General features: G+C 52.8%; 19 protein-coding genes. 3 read left to right on the top strand and 16 right to left on the bottom strand.

All coding sequences use genetic code 11. The annotated features are described in order from the left end of the window. The first annotated feature begins 494 nt into the window (after positions 1-494). The gene (locus ACFFJP_RS06660; RefSeq protein ID WP_377241699.1) at positions 495-2,414 is read left to right on the top strand and encodes an alpha-amylase family glycosyl hydrolase; all 1,920 of its coding nucleotides are present in this window, start codon (positions 495-497) and stop codon (positions 2,412-2,414) included. Positions 2,415-2,552: 138 nt separating this feature from the next. Then, positions 2,553-3,668, top strand: a complete 1,116-nt coding sequence (locus ACFFJP_RS06655; protein WP_377241697.1) for a Gfo/Idh/MocA family oxidoreductase — start codon at positions 2,553-2,555, stop codon at positions 3,666-3,668. A 24-nt stretch (positions 3,669-3,692) separates the two neighbouring features. Here ACFFJP_RS06655 and ACFFJP_RS06650 read toward each other — a convergent pair whose 3' ends face one another. From ACFFJP_RS06650 to ACFFJP_RS06610, 9 genes are all read right to left on the bottom strand, one after another. Next, the gene (locus ACFFJP_RS06650) at positions 3,693-4,574 is read right to left on the bottom strand and encodes a hypothetical protein (RefSeq protein WP_377241695.1); all 882 of its coding nucleotides are present in this window, start codon (positions 4,572-4,574) and stop codon (positions 3,693-3,695) included. A 79-nt stretch (positions 4,575-4,653) separates the two neighbouring features. Further along, positions 4,654-6,741, bottom strand: a complete 2,088-nt coding sequence (locus tag ACFFJP_RS06645) for a glycoside hydrolase family 97 protein (protein ID WP_377241693.1) — start codon at positions 6,739-6,741, stop codon at positions 4,654-4,656. A gap of 18 nt (positions 6,742-6,759) precedes the next feature. Then, positions 6,760-8,322 carry a tryptophan halogenase family protein gene (locus ACFFJP_RS06640; protein WP_377241691.1) on the bottom strand — a complete coding sequence of 521 codons (1,563 nt, stop codon included), beginning with the start codon at positions 8,320-8,322 and terminating at the stop codon, positions 6,760-6,762. A gap of 3 nt (positions 8,323-8,325) precedes the next feature. Further along, on the bottom strand, positions 8,326-9,843 hold the full coding sequence (locus ACFFJP_RS06635) for a tryptophan halogenase family protein (protein WP_377241689.1): 1,518 nt from the start codon (positions 9,841-9,843) through the stop codon (positions 8,326-8,328). Between the two features lie 176 nt (positions 9,844-10,019). Then, on the bottom strand, positions 10,020-12,941 hold the full coding sequence (locus ACFFJP_RS06630; protein WP_377241687.1) for a TonB-dependent receptor: 2,922 nt from the start codon (positions 12,939-12,941) through the stop codon (positions 10,020-10,022). 383 nt (positions 12,942-13,324) lie between these two features. Next, positions 13,325-14,107, bottom strand: coding sequence for a type 2 periplasmic-binding domain-containing protein (locus ACFFJP_RS06625; RefSeq protein WP_377241685.1), 783 nt, complete (start codon positions 14,105-14,107; stop codon positions 13,325-13,327). Positions 14,108-14,119: 12 nt separating this feature from the next. Beyond that, entirely contained in the window at positions 14,120-14,524 is a 405-nt protein-coding gene (locus ACFFJP_RS06620; protein ID WP_377241683.1) for an acyl-CoA thioesterase, read from the bottom strand. A 51-nt stretch (positions 14,525-14,575) separates the two neighbouring features. Next, positions 14,576-15,790 (bottom strand): class I SAM-dependent methyltransferase, encoded by a 1,215-nt coding sequence (locus tag ACFFJP_RS06615; protein ID WP_377241681.1) that lies wholly within the window; start codon positions 15,788-15,790, stop codon positions 14,576-14,578. Positions 15,791-15,876: 86 nt separating this feature from the next. Continuing rightward, positions 15,877-16,776 (bottom strand): transporter substrate-binding domain-containing protein, encoded by a 900-nt coding sequence (locus ACFFJP_RS06610; RefSeq protein WP_377241679.1) that lies wholly within the window; start codon positions 16,774-16,776, stop codon positions 15,877-15,879. Between the two features lie 172 nt (positions 16,777-16,948). On the opposite strand from ACFFJP_RS06610, the gene ACFFJP_RS06605 reads away from it, so the two are divergent. Further along, entirely contained in the window at positions 16,949-17,548 is a 600-nt protein-coding gene (locus ACFFJP_RS06605; protein WP_377241677.1) for a DUF2799 domain-containing protein, read from the top strand. Positions 17,549-17,569: 21 nt separating this feature from the next. On the opposite strand, the gene ACFFJP_RS06600 is transcribed toward ACFFJP_RS06605, so the two are convergent. From ACFFJP_RS06600 to ACFFJP_RS06570, 7 genes are all read right to left on the bottom strand, one after another. Further along, positions 17,570-19,552, bottom strand: a complete 1,983-nt coding sequence (locus ACFFJP_RS06600) for a sulfatase-like hydrolase/transferase (protein ID WP_377241675.1) — start codon at positions 19,550-19,552, stop codon at positions 17,570-17,572. Between the two features lie 82 nt (positions 19,553-19,634). Further along, complete coding sequence (locus ACFFJP_RS06595) at positions 19,635-21,038, bottom strand: hypothetical protein (RefSeq protein WP_377241673.1); 1,404 nt, start codon at positions 21,036-21,038, stop codon at positions 19,635-19,637. A gap of 52 nt (positions 21,039-21,090) precedes the next feature. Beyond that, a complete protein-coding gene (locus ACFFJP_RS06590) occupies positions 21,091-21,711 on the bottom strand; it encodes a DUF2238 domain-containing protein (protein ID WP_377241671.1) in 621 nt (206 codons plus the stop codon). Positions 21,712-21,851: 140 nt separating this feature from the next. Continuing rightward, positions 21,852-22,760 carry a pseudouridine synthase gene (locus ACFFJP_RS06585; protein WP_377241669.1) on the bottom strand — a complete coding sequence of 303 codons (909 nt, stop codon included), beginning with the start codon at positions 22,758-22,760 and terminating at the stop codon, positions 21,852-21,854. 65 nt (positions 22,761-22,825) lie between these two features. Next, positions 22,826-24,091 carry an MgtC/SapB family protein gene (locus tag ACFFJP_RS06580; protein WP_377241667.1) on the bottom strand — a complete coding sequence of 422 codons (1,266 nt, stop codon included), beginning with the start codon at positions 24,089-24,091 and terminating at the stop codon, positions 22,826-22,828. A gap of 141 nt (positions 24,092-24,232) precedes the next feature. Then, the gene (locus ACFFJP_RS06575; RefSeq protein WP_377241665.1) at positions 24,233-26,332 is read right to left on the bottom strand and encodes a S9 family peptidase; all 2,100 of its coding nucleotides are present in this window, start codon (positions 26,330-26,332) and stop codon (positions 24,233-24,235) included. 124 nt (positions 26,333-26,456) lie between these two features. Further along, complete coding sequence (locus ACFFJP_RS06570; protein ID WP_377241663.1) at positions 26,457-26,759, bottom strand: hypothetical protein; 303 nt, start codon at positions 26,757-26,759, stop codon at positions 26,457-26,459. Positions 26,760-26,857 lie beyond the last annotated feature (98 nt).

The following is a 26,857-nucleotide window of genomic DNA, read 5'->3' as shown; positions in this document are numbered from 1 at the left end:
GCCTTCGGCTAGAAAATTTTTTTCACAGGTATTTGCACTTGCATGCGCGGTCATGGTCAGCACTAGGATTGTGCTGAGGCCGGAGAAAAGGTTCATGGACTTGCCCTCTATCAACTAAACCATGGAGGTCACGGCGGTGATAAACGACTTTAATCAGGAGTACTCAAACAATCTGTTAAAAAATGTATCAAGTTTTTATCTTGAGCGACAATGCTGCCTGAGGGTTCCGCAGAAAAACTCCTGCTACTTTTCAGCGGCCTGACGGCCCTAATCTCAAGATCGGTCAGCTGGATATTTTTTGGTAAAAATGGTTGCCGCTAGTCAAGTGTCAGCCCAGATCTTGCGCTTTTTTCTAAATCGATTAAGATTCTGCTATACGCCAGTTTCAAACTGGTGTAAAACTAAACGATAACGATTCGCTGTGCCTGACACAGTGAGTTCGCCACACAATAAATAGAAAGCGTGCCGACAAGGCCAGATCCGGACCAGACGATATGCCAAACACTATTGCCCAGTTGCTGGCTGAGCCGGCATTGCTGCAGCGTGAAGCAGAGACCCTGCTCAAACGTCACAGCGCCAGTTTAAAAACCGCCGCCAAATCCAGCTGGCCGGCTTTACAACCGCGTTTGGCGCAAGTGCTGCCGGAACTGCTGGGTCTGTATCTGCAACTCTATGGTGATTTGTTTGACTGTTATTACCAGCTCGAGCAACTGCTGAAACTGCTGGCGAAAAGCGCGGCGCAGCGGCCCGAATACCTGCAGGCGGAAGATGCCGCACCGCAGCATTGGCACAAAAGCAATCAAGCGCTGGGTTCGGCCTGTTACGTCGATTTATTCGCCGGCGATTTCGAAGGCTTAAAACAGCGTATCCCTTATCTGCAACAAACCGGCATCAACTATCTGCACCTGATGCCGCTGTTTAAAGCGCCGGAACCGAACAGTGACGGCGGTTATGCCGTGTCAGACTACCGCAGCACCATGCCGACTCTGGGCACTATGGCGCAGCTGTCCAGCCTGATGCAGGAACTGCATCAGCAAGGCATCCGACCGGTGCTGGATTTTGTCTTTAACCACACCTCCGATGAACATCGCTGGGCAGAAAAAGCCAAAGCCGGTGATCCGGCTTATCGCGACTATTATTTTTTCCTGACCGAAGCCGAACGCGATCGCTATGCGCCAACGCTGCGGGAAATTTTCCCGGAGATCCGCCGCGGTTGTTTTACGCAGGATAAGGCCTCAGGCCTTTGGGTCTGGACCACTTTTAACAGTTTTCAGTGGGATTTAAATTACGCCAACCCGGCGGTGTTCAGCGCCATGGCCGAAGAGATGTTGTTTCTCGCCAATCAGGGCGCGGCGGTATTGCGTCTCGACGCGCTGGCCTTTGTCTGGAAAGAAGCCGGCACTAACTGTGAAAATCTGCCCAAAGCACATTTATTGATCAAAGCATTTAATGCGGTGGCGCGGATTGCGGCGCCGGCGCTGCAGTTCAAATCCGAAGCCATAGTGCACCCGGACGAAGTGGTGAAATATATTGCGCCCAACGAATGCCAGCTGTCCTATAACCCACTACTGATGGCGCTGCTGTGGAATTCTCTGGCGACACGGAAAACCCGGCTGTTGACCGAATCACTGCAGCGGCGTTTTGCTATAGATCCGCACTGCAGTTGGGTCAATTACATCCGCTGCCATGACGACATTGGCTGGACCTTTGACGACAATATCGCCTGGCAGCTGGGGATGAACCCAGACCACCACCGCCAGTTCCTCAACCACTTTTATACCGGTCAGTTCCCCGGCAGTTTTGCCAGTGGCGTACCGTTTCAGCAAAACCCGGTCACCGGCGACTGCCGCGTGGCCGGCATGCTGGCATCGCTCGCTGGCGTCGACAAGGCAGAAGCCGAGCAGAATCAGCAACACCTGGATCATGCGTTAGCGCGGATTTACCTGCTGAACAGCATCATCCTCAGTATCGGTGGTTTGCCGCTGCTGTATATGGGCGACGAGCTGGGTCTGCGCAACGACTACAGCTACGTGAATGATCCGGCGAAAAAAGACGACAGCCGCTGGGTTAACCGCGTTGCGGTGACCGAATCACAGCTGGCCGAAGCGACACAGGCAAAAACCTTATCTGGCCGGATTTACCAGCAATTGCAGCATTTGGTCAAAACCCGCGCATCGCTGCCGGTGCTCGGTGACGGCACGACCCGGATACTCACTACCGACAATCCGCACCTGTTTAGTTTTGAGCGGGAACTGCAGGGCCAACGGCTACGTGTCGTCGCCAACTTCAGCGAACATCCACAATATTGGCACGGCGAAAATGGTCAGACATTCACCGATACGCTCACCGGCGCAAAATTGAGCTCAGGCGCTGTACCGCTGGCTGCTTATCAGGTGCTGTGGTTGATAAGCTAGGGCGCCCCCCGTCAAACCAACCAACAGCGCCGGCTTATCTTCAGCCGGCGCTGTGGTTTAAAGGTATGAAACAACAGACAAATCGCCCCAGGGACAGTATGATCCAGCACAATTGTCACTTAGCTGCCGGAGCGCCTGATGATAAAAACTGCTGTGATTGGTTTTGGCCTGTCGGCCCGTGTCTTCCATCTGCCTTTTATCGCCAGCTCCACGCAGTTTGAGCTGACCGGCATCAGCACATCACAATCAGATGCTGCACAGTGCTGGCCTGATGTGCGGATTTTCCCGGATGCCGAAAGCCTGATCCAAAACACCGACGCCAGCCTGATTGTGATCACCGCGCCAAACCGTGCGCACTTTAGCTTGGCGAAAACGGCGCTGTTTGCCGGCAAAGATGTATTGGTGGAAAAACCACTGGCCGTGACGGCAAGCGAGGCCATCGAGTTGCAAAAGCTGGCGCAGCAGCAACAACGCAAGCTCGCCGTGTTTCATAACCGGCGCTTTGATGATGATTTTTTAGCGCTGCGACAGTTGATGCTGTCTGATGCCTTGGGAGAGGTGCAGCTGATGTACTCCCGATTCGACCGCTTCAGACCCACAGTACAAGCGCGCTGGAAAGAATCAGCAGAGCCTGGTAACGGTGTGTTGTATGACTTAGCGCCGCATCTGCTGGATCAGACTGTAGCGCTGTTTGGCGCGCCTGATGCCATCACGGCCAGCTGCCAAAGCCTGCGCAATCACGACGGTGCAGCTGGCGGTATCGATACTTTTCAGCTGCGGCTCGATTATGCCGCGAAACCGGCAGTCCCGGCCGATGCCACTGCCGGCAGCGCCAGACCAGCCACGCCGGCACGACAAGTGCTATTAAGTTCATCACCTTATTGCGCCCATCCGGCTCCCCGGTTTGAACTACACGGCAATAGTGGCAGTTTTGTCAGCTACCGGCTGGACCCGCAGGAACAAATCTTGCGCGACGCGCTGCAGCAAAATCCAGCCGCCCCGACCGCGGTATTTCAGTCCGCCGCCTGGCAGCAGCGCACGGATGGGCGTCACGGTGAGTTCTGGTGCGCAACAGGCGCTGAAACCATCTCTTTCCCAGCCAGCGATTACGCTGACTTTTATCAGCAACTGGCGCTTTTTTTGCGCGATAAAGCCCCAGCACCGGTGCCACTGGCGGAAGCGATTTTAGGGCTGGAACTAATCGAGTTGGCATTACAAAGCAGCCGCGAGCAACGTACCATCATATTGAGCTGACTGCGCTTTTTAACATTGCGGTTTTTAACCAGAGAGCAGCAAATACGGTAAGAATTGCGCTTTACGCTTCCAGAACAGTAAGCCGTCACTGCCTTGCTCCAGTGCGCCATAACTCAGGTATTCAATGCCCTGCAGCCAGGGCGTATTGCGGGTCAGCAACAATTCAACCACCTGCAAATGCAATAAACTCATCACGCCCTGCCGCTGAAACTGTGCATGCCCCATCAATTCAGCGTAGCGCAGCATGTTGCCAATCCGATGCAGCCGGGCATAAGCCACTAACTGCTGATCCGTGGTCACTGCACCTTGCTGATAGCCAGCGGCCGGTCTGAACACGCCGACATATAGATCCCAATGTTCCGCCTGAACCGGCAGTTGCAAGGGTTGCAGCCCGACCGGCGCCCCGCCGAGATCCGCGAGCCGCAGTGTAAACGCATCCAAAACCGGACCAAAGGCCCTGATTTTGCGTGAGCGACGGATCTCGAGCAAATCAGGCGTATAGTTGGCGCTCATGAACGGTTGTACGATCAGGTCAAGGCGGCGCGCTTTGTCTGCTTCGCGCCAGAAATTACCGGCTTTTTTCTTTAATTGCCGGTTAAACGTTGCCGCATCCGCATATTGCAACAATGGCAGCAACATCGCGATGCCGCCCTGTTGCAACGGCCCGCGCTGTAATGTCCCGACCTGTAAAAACTGCTGATAATAACGCTGATAACGCCGGATTAACGGCGAATCACCGCCCTGCCTGCCGTCAAGTTGTAGCTGTGCCACGGGCAGCAGAGGCTGCCCAACCGCCGGACTAAAACTTTGCAAACGCTTGGGACGACGCCGCCGAAACCACAAAGGTTCCAGCTGTTGCGTGTACCATTTACTGAGCGCTGACGCGAACTTCGCAAAAATAGCCAACACCACATCCTGTTCGCGAAAAAAACTGATCCTAAAGCGCTGCCAGCAATAACTCAATCACTGAGTGCGGCCGGGTCTATTAGCGCGGGATCAGTTCCAGCGCGGCACCACCGCCCGGTGCAAGCTGCAGCGTGATCAGATCTTTGCTGCTGACTTGCCGGCGCTGAATTTGATACGCCATCGGATTGGTCTGCCAATGGGCATCTGCGGCATCCTGATAAATCACCAAATCGTAACTGCGGTTTTTGTCTAAAAACTGCAGCGGTAACTGCAGCGTGCGCGCCTGCTCGTTGCTGGTGGCCCCGACAAACCAACGTTCAGAGTGTTTGTCCTGCCGCGCCATCACCAGGTATTGACCGATTTTACCGTCGAGCGCCATGCTCTGCTGCCAGTCCGTCGGCACCGCATCGATAAAAGCAAAGGCCGGATGCAGCTTGCCGCCCGGCATATAATTCTCCGGTAAATCCGCCACCATTTGCAGCGGACTATACAGCGTGACATAAAGCGCCAGCTGATTGGCCAGCGTGCTGGGTACCCGATTATTTGGCCGGTGTTTCTGGTAATTAAAGTTAAAAATACCGGGTGTGAAGTCAATGGGCCCCGACAATCCGCGGGTAAAAGGAATGATCACGGTGTGATTGGGTAAATTTCCACTATCCGGGCTACCACCGTTGTATTCCATGCCGCGCACCGACTCCCGTGTCATCAGATTGGGGTAAGTCCGGCTTAAGCCAGTGTCTTTGACCGTTTCATGCGCATTGACCATCACCTGATGCGCTGCGGCGGTATCGACCACTTTTTTAAAGTGCCGCACCATGTACTGGCCGTCATGCCACTCCCGCCCGTCCAGCCGTTTGCCGACATACCCCATCTTGACGCTATGCACACCAAGACGCTGGTAATACTTAAACGCATCAGCCATTTGCTGCTCGTAATAACTGATGCCGGCAGCGGTTTCATGATGACCAATCAGCTCAACACCTTTGGCTTTGGCATAAGCGGCAACTTTGTCGATATCAAAACCTTTCACTGGTTTGGTGAAGCTAAACGTCGGCGGACGCTGCCACCATTGCCCTTCCCAGCCCTGATTCCAGCCCTCGATTAACAAACCATCAATGTCGTGTTTGCTGGCAAAATCAATATATTGCATAGCTCGCGCTGTGGTTGCGCCTTGCAGAGGGCCTGGCGACCAGTCTTTTTCGCCGATATGCATCTCCCACCAGATGCCCATATATTTGCCGGGTTTGATGTAGCTGGTGTCAGTACCGGCAGCCATCGGCTCGTTCAGATTTAAGATCAGGCTGGAATTTAACAAGGCCGCTTCGGTCGGCGCGATTTGGATAGTGCGCCATGGGCTTTGAAACGGCGCTTTGGTATAAACCCGATCCACTGTGGCAGAACTGTCCATGCCCGGATTTGCACCGCCCCAGGGCATCAGGTCGGCTTTCAGCGTGATATGGTTGTCGGTGATATTGCGCAGCGTCATCGAGCTGTAATCGACCAGCGCGGCTTCGTGCACAGCGACGGCAATGCCATCATCGGTCAGCGTCAGCGGTGTATGCGCCACCGACACGCTCGACAGTGCCGAATTCATATACTGATATTCAAAACTTAAGTTGCGGTAGGCCTCCACCCACCAGGCGGAAAAGTTGCGGGCAAAAGCAAATTCGGTCAGCTCGTCACTGATCACCAGCTCACCGGCCAGCGCCGCTTGTGCCGGCACCTGATACCGAAACGCCACGCCATCATCAAAACTGCGAAATACCAGCGTGAATTGCCGACCCGGTGCTGTGCTTTCACGCAACTGAAGCGTGATTTCGTTATAGTGGTCACGGATCTGCGCACGCTGGCCCCAGACCGGTTGCCACTGTGCATCGTGACTGCGGCTACTGACTTTATCAGCCAGCAAGCCAGTTTTTAGTAGCGGCTGACCTTTAAAAGCAAGGCCCAGCACGGACGGCTTTAACACCGCTTTGCCACGATAACTGACTTGATAGGTCAGAGCGTCCTGCGACAGCAATAACTCCAGCGCTATTTGTTTATCCGGTGACAGCAACTGCCAGCGCTGTCCCTCTGCCGCCACCGCAGCAGCGGCCATCAGCCAGCACAGCAGCACAACTGGCACACAGAGCCAGCCCCGAAGTTTGTTAGTCCGATCAAAAGCCATCCCCGACTCCACTCGTATTTAATCGCGCCACAACAGATGCTGCGGCTGAAAATTCAGGCTGCAGCCGTTGAAAAAAGCTGCCAGTTCCAGCTCAGTAAAAGCATCACTAACGTTTGCCGGCTGGGGTTGTCGCAGCGGCGGGAACACGCCATAGCCGGCTAACAAACAATGCCAGGACGTGGCACCAAAGTGGCTGCCCGATGGCTGACGCCCCTGCGCTTGGCGGGATAGCTCCTGCGCCAAATCACCCTGGCGAAACCACACATCCAAAATTTGCCGCAGTGATTCCGATAACTGCATATTGCTGCTGTTAGCGCGCCAGTAATGGCTGTCGCTGCGGCTGCTGAGCTTATAATGCGCGACGATATAATCCCGCACCGCTTCAAAGCGCTGATGCACCTGGCGGTTGAATTCGGCTTGCCCTTCGTCAGAAAAATCAGCAAAGGCATCGATAAACTGCTCAATCGAACTTTGCACCAGATGCAGCGCTGTGGCTTCAAGCGGTTCGATAAAGCCTTGCGACAAACCAAGCGCCAGACAGTTTTTCTCCCAGCTGCGCGTCACCTGCCCGACTTTCATCTGCAGATGGCGCGCATTCACCTCACTATCGAGCAAACCCAAATGTTGCCGTAATTCCAGCTCGGCGGCGTCTTTGGATAAAAACGCCGAGCTGTAGACGTAACCATTACCGCTGCGATGCCTCAGCGGAATTTGCCAGGCCCAGCCGTTTGACAACGCTGTGGCCTTGGTTTCCACCGGCGGTATCGCAAAAGCTTCGGTCGGCAGCACCACAGCAGCATCGTTAAACAGGTTGCTGGCAAAAGACTCAAAAGGCACCTGCAGCGTTTGCTGCAGCAAGTTGGCGCGAAACCCGGTGCAGTCGATAAAAAAATCGGCGTCCAGCGTCTGGACTGCTTTACTGTCGCCGTCTGCAATCTCGCCGGTCAGACTGGCAATACGGCCATCCGGTAGTTGATTGACTGCTGTCACCGTCAGCGCCTGATACTGCACGCCCATCGCTAAGGCCTTTTGTTTTAAAAACTGGCCCAACAACCCCGAGTCAAAGTGATAACCATATTCGATGCGAAATGGAAAATTCGCCGGCGTTAGCGGCGCCAGCTGCTGCGCGGCTAAATAGCCATTGAGCAGAAATTTCTCCGGCGCTGTTTCAACCGCAAGCCCCAGCCGGCGTTTAAAACAATTGCTGTAAAACGCCGTTTCGCTGTGCAGATCCGGCTGCGAAATAAATGGATGGCTGTAGTCGGACCCGAGCCCCATCGCAGCAGCGGCCGGGCTCCAGTTCACAAAGCGGATATTAGTCTTGTAAGTCGCCTGACAAGCCGGCATCCATTCGCTGTCGGCAATGCCAAGTTGCTGAAAAAAGCGCTTCAGCGATGGCGTCGAACCTTCACCCACGCCAATGATGCCAATGTCGGGAGCTTCAATCAGCGTGATCTTTACTGGTCTTGTCTGTTCAGACGCGGGCTTTAACCATTTGTGCGCAAACAGCAACGCCGCCATCCAGCCGGCAGTGCCACCACCAACGATGGCAAAATGAAACGGAGATAGGTTGCCGCTCATGACTCAGACTCCGCTATAGCGGGCAAGAAATTCATCGTGTGACAGCATCTGCGCCAGTGGTTGGTGCTTGGCTTCCTGCACTTTGCCAAGCGTTGCCAGCAATTCGCTGCTAGTCGGCACTTTAGCGGCCGGGTGATAATCACGCGGCATAATGCCCTGCCCCAGCATGACCTGGATCCAGCTGGCGTCGCGGAAAATATCGTTGTGATCGTTAAACACCTGCGCCGACTCGCGAAACAGCGCCATTTTTTCCTGCAGCCGCGCTGGCACAGCCATATTGCGCATATCGCGCCAGAACTCGGAATCATCGCGTTCATTGGCATGGTAATGCAGGATGATGAAATCACGGATGGTTTCAAACTCCTGTTTGGAATCGGCGTTGTAGTAGTCAACCACTGCATCGCTGATGCCCTGATTCGGAAATACTTTGAGCAAGCGCACGATACCGGACTGGATCAAGTGAATACTGGTCGATTCCAACGGTTCGAGGAAACCACTGGACAGGCCAATCGCGACGACATTTTTCGCCCACTGGCTGCTCGTTCGGCCGGTTTCAAACGAAATTTTGCGCGGCTCGGCCAGCGCTTTACTGTCGAGATTGCCCATCAAAGTGCTGTAGGCTTCGTCATCACTCAGATAGGCTGAGCTATAAACAATGCCATTACCATTGCGATGCGTCAGCGGAATGCGCCATTGCCAACCGGCTTTGTGCGCAATACTGCGGGTGTAAGGCAAAGTTTTTTCAAAACGCTCGCTCGGCACTGCGAGTGCGCTATTGGCCGGTAGGTATTTGGCCCAGGATTCATATTGCACACCGAGCGTCTGGCGAATTAACAACCCACGCAGGCCGGTGCAATCAACAAACAAATCGCCGTGGATTTTGCGGCCATCTTTCAGTTGTAGCGCTTCGATATCACCGGATATGCCATGCTGCTGCACCGCTTCAATCATGCCTTCGGTGCGTTTGACGCCAGCCGCTTCTGCCATTTTTCGCAGAAATTGACCGTATAACGCCGAATCAAAATGATAGGCATAAGGCATTTCGTACACCGGATTCGGCGTTTTGATGATGTTAAATTTACCGGCTTCGCAGCACAGATAATTTAAATCGTAGTCCCACAGCGATTGGGGCAGACCAGCTTCGCGGGCTCGCAACCAATAATGTTGGAAGTTACAAAAACCGAGGCTGGCACCGGGTGCGCCGAAAGTGTGGTAATAGCTCTCGCCCGGTTTGCGCCAGTTTTCAAATTTAATCGCCAGCTTCATCGTGGCATGGGTGTCGCGCAAAAAGGCTTTTTCATCAAGGCCAAGGTACTGATTAAAAATCTGGATAGGCGGAATAGTTGCTTCGCCGACGCCGACGATGCCGATTTCTTCGGATTCAACCAATTCAATCTCGACGCTGTCTGCCAGCACTTTTTTCAGCAGTGCTGCGGTCATCCAGCCGGCCGTACCACCGCCGGCAATCACCACTTTACGGATTGGTTTACCGGCAGAACCGGTCGCAGGTGCCTGATGCATAACAACTCCGTTGCAAAATAAGGTATGGGTCTAGGTTCTATGCTAAAGCCTACACCAATAGCCTAAAAAAAGGCCTCAATACCAATAACTTATTGAGGCCTGCTACACAAGTCAGTTCACGAAGGGCTTCGCCTGACCTGTGCCTCTACCGGGTCGGTTTAGGGCGCGTTGACGTCCTAATAAAACGCGTAGTTCACGTTCAGCATGTAGGTCGGACCAAACTGACGACGGGTGGTGACAATGCCGTCATCGTTGACTGTTTCTTCGTCGACATCCGTCAGGTTGGTGCCCTGCAGTGAAACGCGCAGACCGTGCAGTGAGGTGAAGTTGCTTTCAGAGAAGTCGTAACTGATTTGCGCATCCACCAGCGTCACGCCATTACGGCTCGCAGTAGAAATTTTGTTCGAACCACCGCGCTCGTAGGTCAGGAAGTCAGAACGGTCAGTCCCGGCTACCCGCACTTCGAAGCCATTTTTCTCGTAGTACGCTGTTAACGAGAACATTTTGTCAGACTGGCCAGGGATCCGGCTGCCGTCATTCAGTTTGGCGTCGATTAAGGTACCTGACGTGGCCACACCAAAACCTTCCAGCACGTCAGAAAACTTGCTGAATGGCACGTTGGCAGTGACTTCTACCCCATGCACACGGCCGGTCAGACCATCTTCAAAGTATGAGAAGTAGCCGTAGTTCGGTGGTGTCGCTTTCGCGCCGGCGGCGAAGAAAATATCAGCCGGACCATAAGTACCTGCCTGGTCAATGATGCGGTCATGGAAGCCAGGGATAAAATAGTTGGCGCCACTATTGGTTTCATCATTGGTGAAGTTAATCAGTTTGTTGCCGTCACGGGTCCAGTTCACTAAGTCTTTGTAGAACACAGTGGCAGACAGGTAACCTTCTTCTTCGAAGTAGCTTTCAAACGCCAGGTCGAAGTTGTTGGCTTCCAGTGGTTTTAACAGCGGGTTACCGGCAAATTTTGACCATGGCGAACCGTAGGTTTCCACTGCTGCAGTGCTGTTCGGAATGGTGATGAGGTCAATGTTTTGGTCAAACTTGACGAAACCGGACGCTTTCATCTGGTCGATACGGGCACGGCTGATAGTTTTGTTGGCAGCGAAACGGACGAAGTTGTTGTCCGACACTTCCATACTCAGGTTCAGGCTTGGCAGCACGTGATTGTAGCTGTCACCTTGTTCGGTGATACAGTCTGCATCCACCTGCTTGTCATTGTTATCATCACAGACGGCAAAATTGGCGCCGACGATGCCGATGAAACCACTGGACGACTGATCGGTTTTGACATATTGCATGCCGACATTACCGGTCACCGGTAAACCAGCAAACTGCGTTTCAAAATCCGACTTGAAGTAAAGGGTCGTGACTTCTTCGTTGACCTCGTAAGTGTCACCCAGACGATCCGGCTCTAACAAACCTGCATCATTCAGTTTGTAGGTTCCATCGTTGTAAGGCGCAAAACCATCATACGCCACAACTTGTCCCAGGCCTGCCCAGCTTAAATCGGCCAGACCGTTGTACAAATACTTGGCTGGAATAGCAGTAGAGAACGGATAGGATGTTGCCGTCGCAAAGAAACCTTTGTTGTCTTTGTCTTTGAAACGGTCTGAATAATTCACGCCGACCGTTAATTTGTTAAAGATGCTCAGTTCAATATTACCGACCGCTTCTAAGCGATAGGTTTTCAATTCTTCACTGAAATCGGCGTAGTTCAAGAAGCCATCCTGCGCATTGAAATAGCTATACGGGTCACCGTTCGCTTGCTTCACATTGGTGGCGAACTGGCTCGCCAGGTTGGCCATACCACCGCCCCATACTTGTGGGCCAGTCAGTTGCAGTGCTTTGGCATCCGAGAATGCGCCAAGGCCAGTCAGTTTGGTGAAGAACACACCGTCAGGGCTCATGGTGAATTCACGTGAACCTAACTGCGATGAATTCAGTGCGCCTGACCGGGCTAAGCCAGCATACGACTCACCGCGTAAATCGCGTTTGCTCGATTCGCTGCTGGCGAGATCTAATTCAACTTGCCAGTCATCATTCAGCTGATATTCGACGTTCAGACCAAAGGTCTGTAAATCACCGTCTTTTTTCAGCGGATCGGTGCGCAGTACCGGATTCGCACCGACTTGCGTGCCTTTAGTGCTGGTACCACTGCCGGTCACATTGGCAGATGAAAACGGCTCAATAAAACCGCGCAACACGCCTGAATCCGAATAGTCGATATCCAGTACGTCAAACACAATGTTCAGTTTATCGTTCGGCTGATACTGCAGCACGGTTGAAATAGTATCGCGCTCCAGCTTGGTGCTGATTGACGCAATGTCCAGACCTGTCGGCAACACCTGACCGGCAGCATTGGCGCTGTAACCCCAGACGCCGTACTTACGCTGATTGTTTGGTGATTCAGTGGATGCCAGTGCCACAGCAAGGCCTAACGTATCGTCGGCAAATTTCTCTACAAATGACAGCGCATAACGTTTGCCTTTGTTATCAAATTCCGGGTTGTCTGAATCGCGGCTGTTCGACTCGTAGTTCCCATTCACCGTCAGCGTTTCTTTTGCCTGCAGTGGGCGAACAGTGCGTAAATCGACAGTACCACCAATGCCCTGCACCATCAGCGTGGCGTCTGTGGTTTTATAGATGGTCGCACCTGTCATGATTTCTGACGGGTACAAATCATATTCAACACCGCGGTTGTCGCCGATCCCGATCAGTTCACGGCCGTTTAATGAGGTACCGGTGAAATCTTCTTTAAAGCCGCGTACCGAGATGCCGGAGGTGCGGCCGCCAACGCGCTCACCGGCAAGGCCAGGCAAACGCGATAAAGATTCAGCAATCGATGAGTCTGGTAACTTACCAATGTCTTCTGCCGAGATCGCTTCGACAATGGATGAGTTATCCATTTTTTCCGCCTGAGAACGGATCAGCGAGCCGCGGATGCCGCGCACTGCGATCACTTCAACGGCTTCGCCTGATTTTGCTTCTGCCGCTGCAGTCTGCTGTTCTGCAGCTGTTGCAGACACCGACCAGATGGCGGTCGAGACTGCGAGTGACAATAACGCGGGTTTAAATAGTTGTGTTCTCATTTGGTTATCCCTTGTCGATTTGTGTTGCTTATAAGTGTGTTGTGTTTACTTAAATCTTTAACTGCCTACGCGGCATGGCTCTGACCAGTTCTGCCCAGCTGCCGATGCTGCTGACTTTGTGTAGCGGATTTTGCTGTCAGCAACATTGTTTTATCAATCTTAATCGTTTAAGTCTCTTTTGCAAAAAAACAACATACTCAGTGTGGCTGGATGTTGCGTTTATGCGTCAGTAAATTTGCATCGTATGCGTCAAATACTTTCAACTTAATCGTTTTAGATCATCTAAAAAAAACAGTCAAGTCTGTTCGTAAAATAATCAGGCAAAAATTTGAACTTTTTAAGTTTGGCTGCTTTGAACCATGTTTTTTGCACAGCAGTGGCTATTACTGATCTGATGGGGCCGGAGATTGCGGCTCAACAATGTTGATTTTAAGTTGCTCAACAGTTTGCAGTTGATAACGGGCTTTCAGCTGAGCGACTTCACTTTGGTATTGCAGCAGAAAGAGATCAAAGCGCCGCAACAGTTCGCCATGATCGCGGCTGGATAAATGAAATCCGACACTCGCGAGTGGCAGCAGTCGGCCAATTTCTAAGGCATCCGGCTGTCCAAGCTTGTTGATCAAATACTTGGCGACATGCCATTCGACATCAGCTGCATCTACGCGTTTTTTTAACAGCATTTGTAAGGCTGCAGTTGCATCACTGACTTCCACCAGATTAAAACTATAGTTCTGCTGCACCGCCAGCAGGTGGTCTGGGGTAAACCCACGCGGAACGGCGATCGCCCGGATAGCGGATAACTCTATGTGCCCTTCCCCGCGGCGAACCACCGTCGAGCCGATAATACCGGTGAATGACTGGCTGAAATACAGCGGTTGCTGCTCACCTTTGGCACTATGCCACTGCGGATTGTCCGGATACACCAACTGACATTCCGGATTGTCCTGCAACCGCTTGACCGGCAGTGGCAACAAGGTGATTTTCACGCCGGTTTTAGCCGTAAAAAGCGCAAACAAATCGGCAGCATAACCACGACCGGGCAGCTTACTGAAGTCATAATGCGGGTAATAATCGATATTTTGCACGCAGATGCGCACTGTGGCAGCGCCGGCCGGCGCAACGACCGCCACCAACAAACACCAGATTAGCCGTCTGAATATCGCCATCAGCTGATCAACCTAACCGGCGACCGCAGCTAACTGGCTAATAAAGCCCGGCACAAATGGTTTGCCTTGTGCGTTTAAGGCGGTGCCGGTGATTAGCGCATCCAGCATCAGTTTGCCATCTTGCTGACGCAGCACTTGCTGACGAAAACCAAAACGCAATTTCGAAACGGCCTGATATTGCACAGTAACGATAAAACGGTCACCGCTTTGCAGCGATGCTTTGTAATCCATCTCTGAGCGCACCACGACCAAATTAATTTTTTCCCGCGCAAGAGCGGCAAAATCAACACCGCGCGATAACAAATATTCATGGCGGGCATGCTCCAGATAATGAAAATAGACGGCATTATTGACGATGCCCTGCATATCACACTCATAATCCCGCACTTTAAAATCCAGCGTAAACAAGTCGCTCATCAAGACTATTTCCCTATCTTTGCAAAACTCTAGTGTACTGCATTCGCCCGGTTAGCTGGTCGAAGCAGACACAGCAGGCCCTAGCAGACTTTCCAGACAATGCTCACTGACGCCGTAAAACTGTTTCAAAGCACTGACCTGCGCCAGCACCGCCTGTTGGCTGGCCGCTGACCATGGTGTCTGACGTTTAATCGCCAGGATCATCTTGTTTTTGCTGGTATGTTCCAGCGCAATGAATTCAAAAACCTGAGTGTCGTAACCGTGCGCTTCAAGCAAAAGTGCGCGGATGCCGTCCGTCAGCATTTCAGCTTCTTGTCCCAGGTGAATGCCGTGTTGCAACAATGGCGTTAACACGGCCGGACTATGCATCTGCGGTCGGATCTGTTTATGGCAACAGGGTGAACACATGATCACTGCGGCACCGGCGCGGATCCCCATATGAATGGCATGATCGGTAGCCGTATCACAGGCATGCAGCGCAATCATCACATCAAGGCCTGTACTCTGATAATGCTGCACATCACCTTGTTCAAAGCGAATGCCGCGCTGATTCAGCCGCGCCGCTGTGGTGTTGCATAAATCCACCAGACTCTGGCGAAGTTCAACGCCAATCACAGCGCCCTGAATGCCGACTTGCTGCAGGTAGTGCGCAATGGCAAACGTCAGATAGGCCTTGCCTGAACCAAAATCGGCCACTTGCAATGCCGGACGTTGGACCAGACCGCTCTCTTTCAGCGCCCTGGCAAAAATTTCGATAAACTTGTTGATTTGCTTCCACTTTTTCTGCATGGTCGGCGCAATTTGACCATCACTGCCATTGATGCCAAGCTCGCGTAGAAATGGCGCCTGCGGATCAATCCAGCGTTGTTTTTCCCGATTGTGCTGCTGTGGCAGCAAGTCTTGCTGCACATTCGTTTTGCGTTTATTGAGCAGCACTTTGCCTTTTTTCGACATCGTTAACTGGATCTCAGCGCCATTAGTTTCCAGTAATGCGGCTTTAAACTGGGGGCCGAGCCACTCGCTCAGTAACGGTTGCAGCGCTGGCAACGACAGATTTTTTGTCTGATCAAAGGTTTTGTTTTCAAACAAGACACTCAGCTGGGTGCCGGTTTTTAATAAAATCGGCCGGATCTGCAGTCGTTGCAGTTCGGTCTGTGGCCCTTCATAGCGGGATAACACCAGACGCAGTAGCTGGTTTTGTTCAAACGCTGTGCAAAACTGCTGAATGAAATCAGACAGCTCGGCAGAAGTATCGGCTTGGGTCATCGGTTTATTCCTGAAAATTGACAGCAGCTGAGCAGCAGACATCAGCTGTCGCACGAAGCCGCGCAGTATATCAGAAGGAGCCGCAGTCAGCGCGACGGCGCAATGCGGATCTCGCGTTGGACCGCCGGCATTGTGAACCAATAAGCAGCCTGTTGCAGCGGCGTGTTGGCTGGCATTAACGGATTGTCCAGTTGGAATACTAACGACTGAGTGAATCGACTGAGCGGAAACACCTGCCTGCCAATTTGATGTTGCTGTAAAAAGCGCAACAATTCACCGCTTTGTGCCAGTTGCTCCAGACCTTTTTCCAGCCGGGTTGCCAGCGCGATGTTGTCCTTTTTGACAAAAAAATACATGGCAAAGGGGTAATGCAGCAGAACGCTACTGTTGAATTCCAGATCCGGGTATTGCAACTGAAAGGATTTTTGTTCAACCGGGCCTTCAAAAATACTGCGTGGGAAATAATCACACCGCTCCCGGCGCAGCATCTCCAGCATCTGGTCATGCCGCTCAGCAGTGATCACTTGCAGACCGGCAGCCCGCATGATGACGGTGTCAGGCCATAATTCGCCCTGACAGGCTATCAGCCGCTTTAACTCGGCAAACTCGCTGATTTGGCTAAAAGCCAGCCGGTCAGCTTTGCGGATCACAAATCCGCGCCAGCCAAGTCCACCCGCCAGCAAAGGCACGCGCACCGCTAACAGATCACGCTCTAACTCCGGCGATGTACCAAAGTGATGCACATCAATAAAATTCTCTTTCATCAACAAATAACGGTAATCACCGAGCGGTGGTGGCGCCACCAGTTCCAGCTTGGCTACACCATATTCCGCCGCTGTGCGCTCGAGGACCAGCTGCAACAAATCGCGGTAATACACCACGCTGGCTTCGGAACTGGACTGCAGCCCGAGAATGCGGATCGTTGCTGTCGGCGCTGCAACCAGCATTGGGCTGCAAAGCAGCATCAGCACGCATAGAAGTCGCATCAAAGGCTCCGGTTTACTACACCTGTTTACTATAGTGGAGGCCTGTGAAGGCCGGCAAGCGACCGGCCTTGAGTAATCAACATTGTTGACCCTTTACAAAGACGGACACCCTCGTTAGCATGCGGCGGGACCGGCGTCGTTCTGTTGCCCATGCAGGCTTATAAGGATCAATATGTTACGTCAAATTATTCTGATCATGCTGAGCAGTCAGCTACTGGCCTGCGCCAGCATCAGCAAAAACGAATGTTTGTTGGGCGACTGGTATAGTCTTGGCGTCAACGATGGCAAAGCCGGCGAACTGAGCAGTAAATTTCGCGAGTATCAAAAAGACTGTGCTGACCATGGCGTCACACCGGATTTTAAAACCTATCAGCAAGGTCATAGTCAGGGATTAGTATTTTTCTGTGATTTCCCGCACGGCGAAGCCTGGGGCCGGGCCGGGAAAGACTACAACACCGCCTGTACCGGCCCGATGGAACCGGCGTTTCGCAGTGGTTTTCAGCAAGGACAACGCTGGTATAAAGCGAAAAAAGTGGTCGACGATATCGCTATAGCCATCAACGATCTACAAAACCGAAATCTGACGCTGCGTGAAGATATCTACGCCATCAACCAGCGTATCGCGGTCGAACAAAACGCATCGGCCCGCGCTGCGCTGTTAAATCAAGCCGACCGGCTACGCTATCAGATGGAAGGCTACAATCAGGAAATTGGTCGACTACAGATCCGGATGGCACAGGCTGAAGCCAATTTCGCACCACTCAATCGCTGACCCTCCGTTAAGCAAACCGCGTCAGGGTGTAGCACTTTGCTGCTGGTACAGCTCAGACTGTTGATAGCGCAACCAGCCCCATTGGTTAATCAGCTGTTGGGCGCGCTGCTGATCTGCTGCAGATAACTGCGCAAAATCCTGCCACGGCGCTTCGTCGCTGCGGCGGAAATGTTGTTGGCGAAAGTCATATAACATCCGCCCTTCAGCGTCCACTCTGGCAATTTGCTGTGGCGAGCGTACCAGCCCGACCACTTGCAATACCGCGTCCTCTGTCGCTGGTGGCGTCACATTTTGTGCCGTAGCCAGGATCAATGGCGCCAAGTCAGCATGACCCAGTACCTTGGGATAAGTGACCTGTCGATTGCTAACCAGCACCACGCGGGTTTGCGTATCATTGAGCTGATGGCCGTGGCCGAGAAAACCGTCGTCAAATAACGACTCACCATGATCTGAGGTATAAAACTGCGTGCTTTGTCCGGCGATCCCCTGCTGTTGCATCAACTGTTGCAGCTGCCCAATCAACCAGTCAGCATTGGCCACGGCATTGTAATAACTCAGTTGCAACAAAGCCTTATTTGCCGGTTGCATTTGTTGGCGGTTAATCGCTCGGGTGGTTAGTAACGGCAGCATCTCCCGGTGATGATACGGATAATGCGCAGCCTGCACATTCAGATAAAAAAACTGCGGTTGCTGCCAATTTACCTCGCCAAAGCGCTGTTGTAGCTGGCGTAATAAGCGCTGTTCACTCAGCCGCAGCGCTCCGGCATTCAGCGATGGGTCCAACCGGTCTGACAGCGCCGAGTCGGCGTCAAAATAATACTGACCACTGCGTTTTAACCTTGCACTGGACAACACGTCACCAAAACGCTCAGCTTGCGCCGATAACACATTGAGCTGATAACCCCGCGCCTGCAGCGCGTCCAATAAGTTCTGCTGTGGCGGATGATAACTAAGACTGCGGTTAAATAACGCTTTTAAAGAACTGGTGGTAAAGCCAGTATGGCTGTAGGCCTGCTCACTGTAGCTGCCTTGCTTGGCCAATGCCGCCAGATGTGGCATCACGGCCTGCCCTTCGACGTTGGCAAACAACGCATCGGCCCGCACACTTTCCAGCACCACTAAAAAAATATGTTGGCCGGCCCGCAGCGGCAATTGCATCAATGCATCGGGTGCATCGGCCTGAAGCTGCGGCAGATCACCGCCAATGCCGTCTTCATCAATGCCATTACCAGGCACATCCATCGCGCCCGGATACAAACTGGCATTCAGCGGATGGGCGTCGGCGTTGATGCCAAAAGCACCATAACCATCAAAATCGATATCCGTCAGCCGGTTAATCAGCTGTGCTAATACCTGTTGTGATAGTTTCTTTTCCAGACCAAAACGATAAGGCTGCGCCGTCGCCACCCATTGCAGTTGTAACGGAAATAGCAGCAACACCAACAGTGCGGCATAAGCCCACCAGCGCTGTGCATCACAGATCGGAGTCCGATAGCGGCGAAATGCCAGATGTACGCAATACAATAACGCGATGCCAAGCAGCAGACCGAAGATCACCGGTAACAGATGTTGGCTTAGCTCCGTCAGCACCATGCTGATCGCGGCGAGGACACTGCCGCCGCCCAGATTCGCTAACACCTGCCAGTCAAGATTGTCACCAAAATACTGAAATAGCTCAGTGCCCAGCCAGCTGTAACTGCTGTAGCTGAGCAGTACAAACAATGCGAACCACAAATGACTGCGGCTGCTGGTCTGAAACCGGCACAGCAGGTTGTACAACATAAAAGCGCAGATTAACGCACTGAGATCAGCCAGCCAGCCCGCCAAGACATAGATGACTCGTTCTGAAATCAGCCCAAAGCTGTGTGGCTGTAAAAAACCTCCGCCACTGAACAACTGATACTTATGCTGCAGTAGCGCCAATTCCAGCGCAGAACACAACAGGCTTAAGCCCAGTAATAACCAGACAGAACGACGATCAGGACGCGGCAACAACCAGGACAACAGAAAAACCTTGTGAAAAGAATAGCCTTCGGCAGAATTGCCAGTATGCCCGCTGCATCAGTGCACTGCAACGTCAGACCGTTTAATGCGGATAATGATAAATGATCTCAAGCAACTCGATCGGTGCGTGCTCTTCATCAGAGGCAAACTCAATCAGGATATCAAAATCGTCGCGATATAACTGAAAGCGGTCACCATAATCCTGCATGTCCGGAAACGCCAGCCGCAGACCGGCTTTACTGATCGGAATTTGTAGTGCTTTTAACAATTGTGGGAACTGGTCTGGTTGTTGCAAATTTCTGATGATCGGCGCCGTCACTTTGAGCCGACTGATTTTGTCTTTTTGGAGCAACACATGCAGCTGAGTAGTGGGCAACCACCAAATCAGATTGCGACGCTGTACCATCTGGTGCACGCGTAATTGCGGAAGCAGCTGGCTGGCCAACGGGTGTTGCCGAAGATTGCGCACATTAACGGATTCAACAAAGGTCAGCACGTCAGCCATCGGCGCTTGTTGTAACGGACTCTTCACAACGTGATCAGGCTGGCCGCTCAGGCGGAACCCGGTCAGCAGCGCGGTATTTTTGTCCACCGATTCAGGATTAAATTCTTCAAACTGCACACTCAGTTGCTGCGTCCCCAGCTGACGCCGCCATAATAGCGCCGATTTTTTTTGCCAGGAACCAAGCTGTAAACTGGCTTGGACCATGTCTTTTTTATAAGGCACTTTGCCATCAACCAGCCAGGGCTTTTCGTCAAACTCAGGGTGAAATTCCAGCAAATTCCGGCCGACGCCGCTGAGGATCTCGCTGTCAGTAAATACCACTTTCACCAGAGGATCTAATAAAACCCACAGCCGCCGACCATAACCCAACAATCGGGACCCATCCTGCAACACCAAATCCGCAGAGGGAGTGCCCCACAATGCCTGCACTTGTGTGGCTGTCATTTGCGGTTTGACGCCCATCGCGCCTTCCGTCAACGACACATGCATATGCGGCGGGGCTATCAATTTATAGTCTGATTCAGCCCGGGCAAAAGCCACGACGGTATTAATGGATGTTTTTACTTCCAGCGTGCCCAGACTTTGGCGGATCTGCCGGCTGCTGCCTGGATCAGCGCTGGTATCAGACAATGCATCATTGCCATCACAAAACCGAAACAGTTCCAGCTGCACGAACACATCAGAATTGTTACCCGGCGCTTTATATTCAGCTTGTTTGAGTTGCTGCAATAACACCGCATCAAAACGGCGTGCGCTGGCATTTTCACGCATTTGCTGTAAATAGCGGGCGACTTCAGGCACGTCGCGCAACTGCGAGAATCTTAGCAGGTTGTTATTACGGACTTTCAGGGTGGTTTTGACCGGCAGTACATCATCCTGCTTGCACTCCGGCAGAAATTCGACAATTGGCGCCAAGCTTTGTGCTTGAAGCGGCCAGCTGCTCAGTAACAACAATGTCAGCAGTGTCCAATAGCAATGCATCCTAGCACCCTTCCCTAAAGAAACCTTAATAAAACATTGTTTTAACATATCTCTAAACATCAGTGGATGCAAGCTGGCAAATTTGTCGGTCATGCCAGCGACTAAACAGCAATAACGCCAGCACAGCACCGAGCAAAGCAAAGGCCATATCGGCTTGCGTATCCCACGCATAGCCCTGCGTGCCAAGGAATTCATCGGCCCCCTGCCCCAATGCAACCGCGGCGCCCCATTCAATCAGCTCATAGCTGGCACTAATAGCGAGGACGATACAGAGCAGTAAAAACTGCAACATCCGTTGGCCCTGGACATAAGCCCCGCGAATGAGGATTTCGCGCGCCACCAGGACAGGCACAAAGCCCTGCATCAAATGGCCGATTTTGTCATAGGGATTGCGATCCAGTGCGAACCAGTCCATCAGCCAGAAACCGAGCGGTACCCGGGCATAACTGTAAGTGCCGCCAAGAATTAGCACGGCCGCATGCAACAAGATCAGGCTATATAACAAAGGGGTCAGCGGATAGGACTGACGGCTATGCCATAGCAGTGGCCACGCCAGTAACACCGGGAAGACTTCCAGTAACCATGTGGTCCGATCAAAAGGTGCCCAGGCTGACCACAATAAGAACGCGAACAACAGGCCTGAGCCGGCAAAAAATTGTCTGGAAGAAATCATCAGTCACCAATATCAGCAGTTTCTGAACCAATGTAAGCAGTTACAAGCCATAGGTAAAGCCTGCTCGTCGGTGAATTTTGTTAAATAATGGATAAATATTAAGTTTTTTTATGATGCAAACTGGATAAGCCTTGCTGGTCTCAGATTTCAGCCAAAGACCAAGCGTCCAGCTGTCGGGTGGAGCAGAAATATTGGGCAGTTCCGCTGATCGGATCAACAAAACGCAACTGCTGCGCCAGTAATTGTAACGGGCCTGCCAGCTGTTCAGTTTTAGGCAACAGTGTCGGGTAATAAGGGTCAAATAAAATCGGGCAGCCGATGGCCTGCATATGCAGCCTGAGCTGGTGGGTTTTACCGGTATGCGGTGTCAAATGAAATAATCCCAGCTGATGTCTGCGGGCCACCAAACGCAAGGTGGAATGTGCATTGGGCTCGCCACTGACGGCCTGCATCAGGAACCTTGGCTGACTTTTTTCCAGCCGGTTGTGCAGTTCGAACTGTTGTGGCAGTGACTGGTGCTGCAGCGATTCCGGTAAACAGGCAACCGCCTGATAGGTTTTCTCAATCAGGCCCTGCGCAAACAGCTGATAATAGGCGGCGCGGCTTTGCGCATTGACCGAAAACAACACCAATCCGGCGGTATCCCGATCTAACCGGTGTACCGGGGCGATGTCTTCAAGTCCGGTATCACGGCGCACGCGTTCCAGCAGGCATTCGTTAACAAATTCGCCGCCGGGGATCACCGGCAAGCCATGTGGTTTGCAGGCCAGCAAGATATGGCTGTCCTGATAGATAATCTGATGTGCGGCCTGAACCACCGGCTCTGCGACCACTTCGCGGTAATAACATAGACGGCGGCTCGGTAAAAATGGCGCTGCCATCGAGACCGGCTCACCATTGTGCCAATGGATTTTGCCGTCACGAAACCGCGCAGCCCAAATTTCCGGGGCTATCCGCGGGAACTGGCTACACAAAAACTGATACAGATTGTCCCAGCCCTGATTGACCGGAGGTAAGGTAATTTCGGAAGGCCGCGCCGCTTTAGACATCATCACTCCTGGAGCACCGCCTGACCGGGTGATGCTATTGGCGCGCGCATCTTAACAAATAACGCTTAGAGTGCCCACAACACCAGAAATGCCGTCAATACGACCAGGGCGCAGGTCCAAAGCAAACGCTGGCGTAAACCCGCACTACCGAGCGTACACACCAATGCCGTTTTCACCAGCGTATTGCTGAGCACTGCAATGACCAGCGCAGTTGCAGCAAGCTGCTCCCTTCCCGCCTGCTGAGCGTATTGCGCCATTGATAAGGTGATCGCATCGACATCGGTCGTGCCGGCGATGGCCGAAACCAGATAAAGCCCCTCCGCCGGTGCAAAATGCTCGGTCAGCTTGACCACCAGCAATACCGCCGCAAACATCAAGCCAAACTGGCTGGCTGCCCACAGACTAAAAGGGTTACTGACGCTAGTCGCAGAATTCGCCTGCAACTGCGGCGCCCGGCGGTAAAAGTAAGCCGCCAGTGCCAAAGTCACCAACGCCATCGCGCCAATCGCTGGCCACAACGACGCCAGTAACGGCAGATAGACGATGCCAACCATCAGCAGCACACGCAATGACATCACGGACCAGGCGAGTAAGATACCGCACGCCAGCGCATCATCCTGATTGTCACCACCCTGCGGCTGCTGACTGAGCCTTGCAAAGCTCAGGCTCACCGCTGTCGACGACACCAGACCACCTGCAAGCCCCGCCACCGCGGTGCCGCGCGCCGGCCCCAGCAGCCGGGTCGCGATATAACCGACCAGCGACAACAATGAGATCAGGATCACCAACAGCCAGATTTTATAAGGATTAAAAGCTTGCCAGGGATCGAGGGCGTGGTCGGGCAACAGGGGCAACACGATAAAAGTCGCAATGAGTAACTTCAGACCAGCATACAAATCGTCATTGCCGATTTTATCGACCAGGCCGTGCAGAGGTTGTTTAAAGGCCAGAATGGCCGATGTCATGATCGCCAGCGCGACGGCGATACCTGCATGGCCATGCATCACGGCGCCGCCAAGTAAAAATACCAGCATCGCACTGAGTTCAGTTGTCAGACCCGGCACTTGTGGCTCTTCACGTTGTTTGCGGTTATAGGCCGCCAGCACCAGTAACGCCACTACCGCCAACACCGCCAGTTCAGGCCAGGGTTGTTGCAGTTGCAAGCCAAGCCAGGCGCCGACGGCCCCTAGCAGCGCCATTAACATAAAAGTGCGCACGCCACCAAAACTACTCAAGTTGCTGACTTTGTGTTTTTCGCGCTCAATACCGACTAAAGCACCGATGGCGAGCGCATAAGCGAAGTTTTGTAAAATAGTCAGCTCGGTTTGCATTAAAACCTGCGGTGGTTCAAAGCACTATGGATTGATTTCAGCATTAATCGCGGGCTAAAGCTATGAGCTGGCGCAATTTATTGCCAGAAAGTAAAAAGGCGCCAAAGCGCCTTTCTGTCGGGAGCATAACGCCGGGCTGCCTTATTGCTTTTTGTGCAACTCGAACCAGGCCAACGTATGTTCAATTTTAGCGATCATCCGGCTGGGCCGGCCAGCAATGCCATGTGGCGCACCCGGCACCCGCACTAACGCTGCAGGCACATGCTGCAGTTTCAGCGCCTGATACAGCTGCTCCGACTCACTGATCGGCGTGCGGCGGTCCGCTTCACCGGTCATGATCAGGGTCGGCGTTTTGATTTTGCCGGCATTGGCGATCGGTGAACGCTGCCAGTAATGGTCCAGATGCTCCCACGGCACACCGGGGAACTGATGATAGGTCTGATACAAATAACTATCCCCGGTCAGCACTTTACTGACCCAGTTGATAATAGGTTTGATCACCGCCGCCGCACGATAGCGGTCGGTCAGACCAATGGCATAAGCGGTCGCGATGCCACCGGCTGAACCGCCGGCGATATAGACGTTGTCGGCATCAACAAAACCTTTGGCAATCATCGCATTCACGCCGGAATCATGGTCGGCATAATCTTCCGGTGAGCTGTATTTATTGTGTAATAACAACGCAAACCGTTCACCATACCCGGTACTACCACGATGATTATCGTAAAACACCACATAACCTTCGCGGGCAAAACGCTGCATCTCGGCACTAAAATGCGGACCGTAGGCCAGATGCGGTCCACCGTGAATTTCCAGCATCATCGGGTATTTTTTCTTCGGGTCAAAGTCCGGTGGCAAAATGTACCAGCCTTGGATCAGTTCACCGTCAAAAGATGATTTGTAGGTGATTTCATGTACCTGCCCCAGAGTTTTATGGCCCAGCAAGTCTTCATTCAGCTGCGTCAGCTGGCGTACTTTGCCATCCTGCCACAACGCGACGTCGGCCGGACGCGATGCATCCCCTTTGGTAAACACCAGTTTTTCAGCACTTTGCTGGTACTCACCGCTTAAATACGGCTGCGGCAGGCCGGTACCGGATAACTGGTCCGTCAGCACGGTCAGTTCTCCGCCTAAATCCAGCAGCGCTACTTTGCGCAGTCCTTTTTCATCATATTGCACGGTCAGCTCGTCATTACTCCACCAGTCCGGCGCAGTCAAATCTAAATCTAGCGAGGCGCCGATATCGCGGCTTTTTCCGGACGCGACGTCCAGCACTTTCAGTTTACCGTTGGCGAACGGCAACTTGGCATTACTCCCCCACAGATAAGCCAGCTTTTTACTATCCGGTGAAAATACCGGGCTGGTTTCCTGGCCAGGCACTGCTGTCAGCTGCTTCAGTTGACCAGAGCGAAGGTCCAGCTGATACAGATCGCTGTCACGTGGCTGATATTCCCAGTCTGGCGCCAGATTGGCGGAAAACACCAGCGCTTTGCCATCCGGACTAAACGTCAGGTCTTCGCCATAACTACGATCGCCGCTGGTCAGCTGACGCGCGGAGCCACCGTCGCTACTGAGCAAAAACAGCTGCCGGTATTCCGATTTGAGGAAACCCTGACCGTCAGCCTGATACTGCGCGCGGTCGATCACCACCACAGGTTCGGACCAGTTAGCATCTTTAGGCTTTTTCGGCATTTTGACCAGCGTCGTCAGTGCGGACGGTGTGGCCGGCAAGTTCATCGTAAAGGCCAGTTGTTTGCTATCCGGTGACCAGGTCAGGTTGGATGGGCTTTTGTCTAAACGGCTCAGCTGGGTCGTTTGCGCAGTTTTGACCCAGTGCAGATGAATTTGCGCTTTGCCGCTTTGATCCGAAATAAACGCCAGCCGGCTGCCATCAGGCGCCCAGCGTGGCTGACTGTAATTAAATTTGTCCGCATACAACGGCGTATGCTGGCCGCTTGCCACGTCAATTTGCCACAACGCGGTGCGGGCGCGGTCCGTCATGATGTCATTGCTGTTGCGTACATAAACAATAGTACGGCCATCCGGCGATAACTGCGGATCGCTGGCCCATTCCAGACCAAAAATATCTTCCGATTCAAAATAAGAGGGTTGTACCAGCGGAGCGGCCGTTGTCGGCACTCCAGTTGCTGCCAACACATGAAAACTACTGCAAACACCGGCGACGACGCTCAGGCCTGCAGCCTGGAAAAAGCCGGACGAACGAGATTTAGCTGAAAACACGATGACACTCCCTGAGTTGATAAAATCAACACTAAAAGAGCAATCCCGGTGTGACAAGCGAATTGTGGCAAAGCAGGTCCAGCAGCGTTTTTTATCGGTTAAATGGTTAGAGCTAGGGCTAGACCTATATCTTATCCTGTAGCGGACGACAACGACCGACGTAGCGCACAAACATCATCAATGGCAATAACAACAGACCCAGGACCATGGCACACAACACGCAAAACAAGCCAAAACTAAACCAGCCCTGGGCGGGAGTCACGCCAAGTCCAAACACCAATAACAGTGTGCATAGCTGGTGCAGCGGTACCGACAAAGCGAGCGGATAACAATGCCGCTGCGGTAATAAACGGCTTAGCCAATACCAATAAACAGTGCCCGCCACCAACAAAACACAGCCCAGCAAAAAACCATAAACTAAATCCACTGCAGCTCCTGATCCGCTTCATCGCGGATATAACATAGCGCTGGCGTGAACTCAAACGCAATGGGTTGATGATTTTGTTGCAGATAGCGCTGGTGAAA

Source organism: Rheinheimera tilapiae (assembly GCF_042432165.1).
Taxonomy (GTDB): domain Bacteria; phylum Pseudomonadota; class Gammaproteobacteria; order Enterobacterales; family Alteromonadaceae; genus Pararheinheimera; species Pararheinheimera tilapiae.
This window is presented reverse-complemented; position numbering and strand designations above follow the sequence as displayed.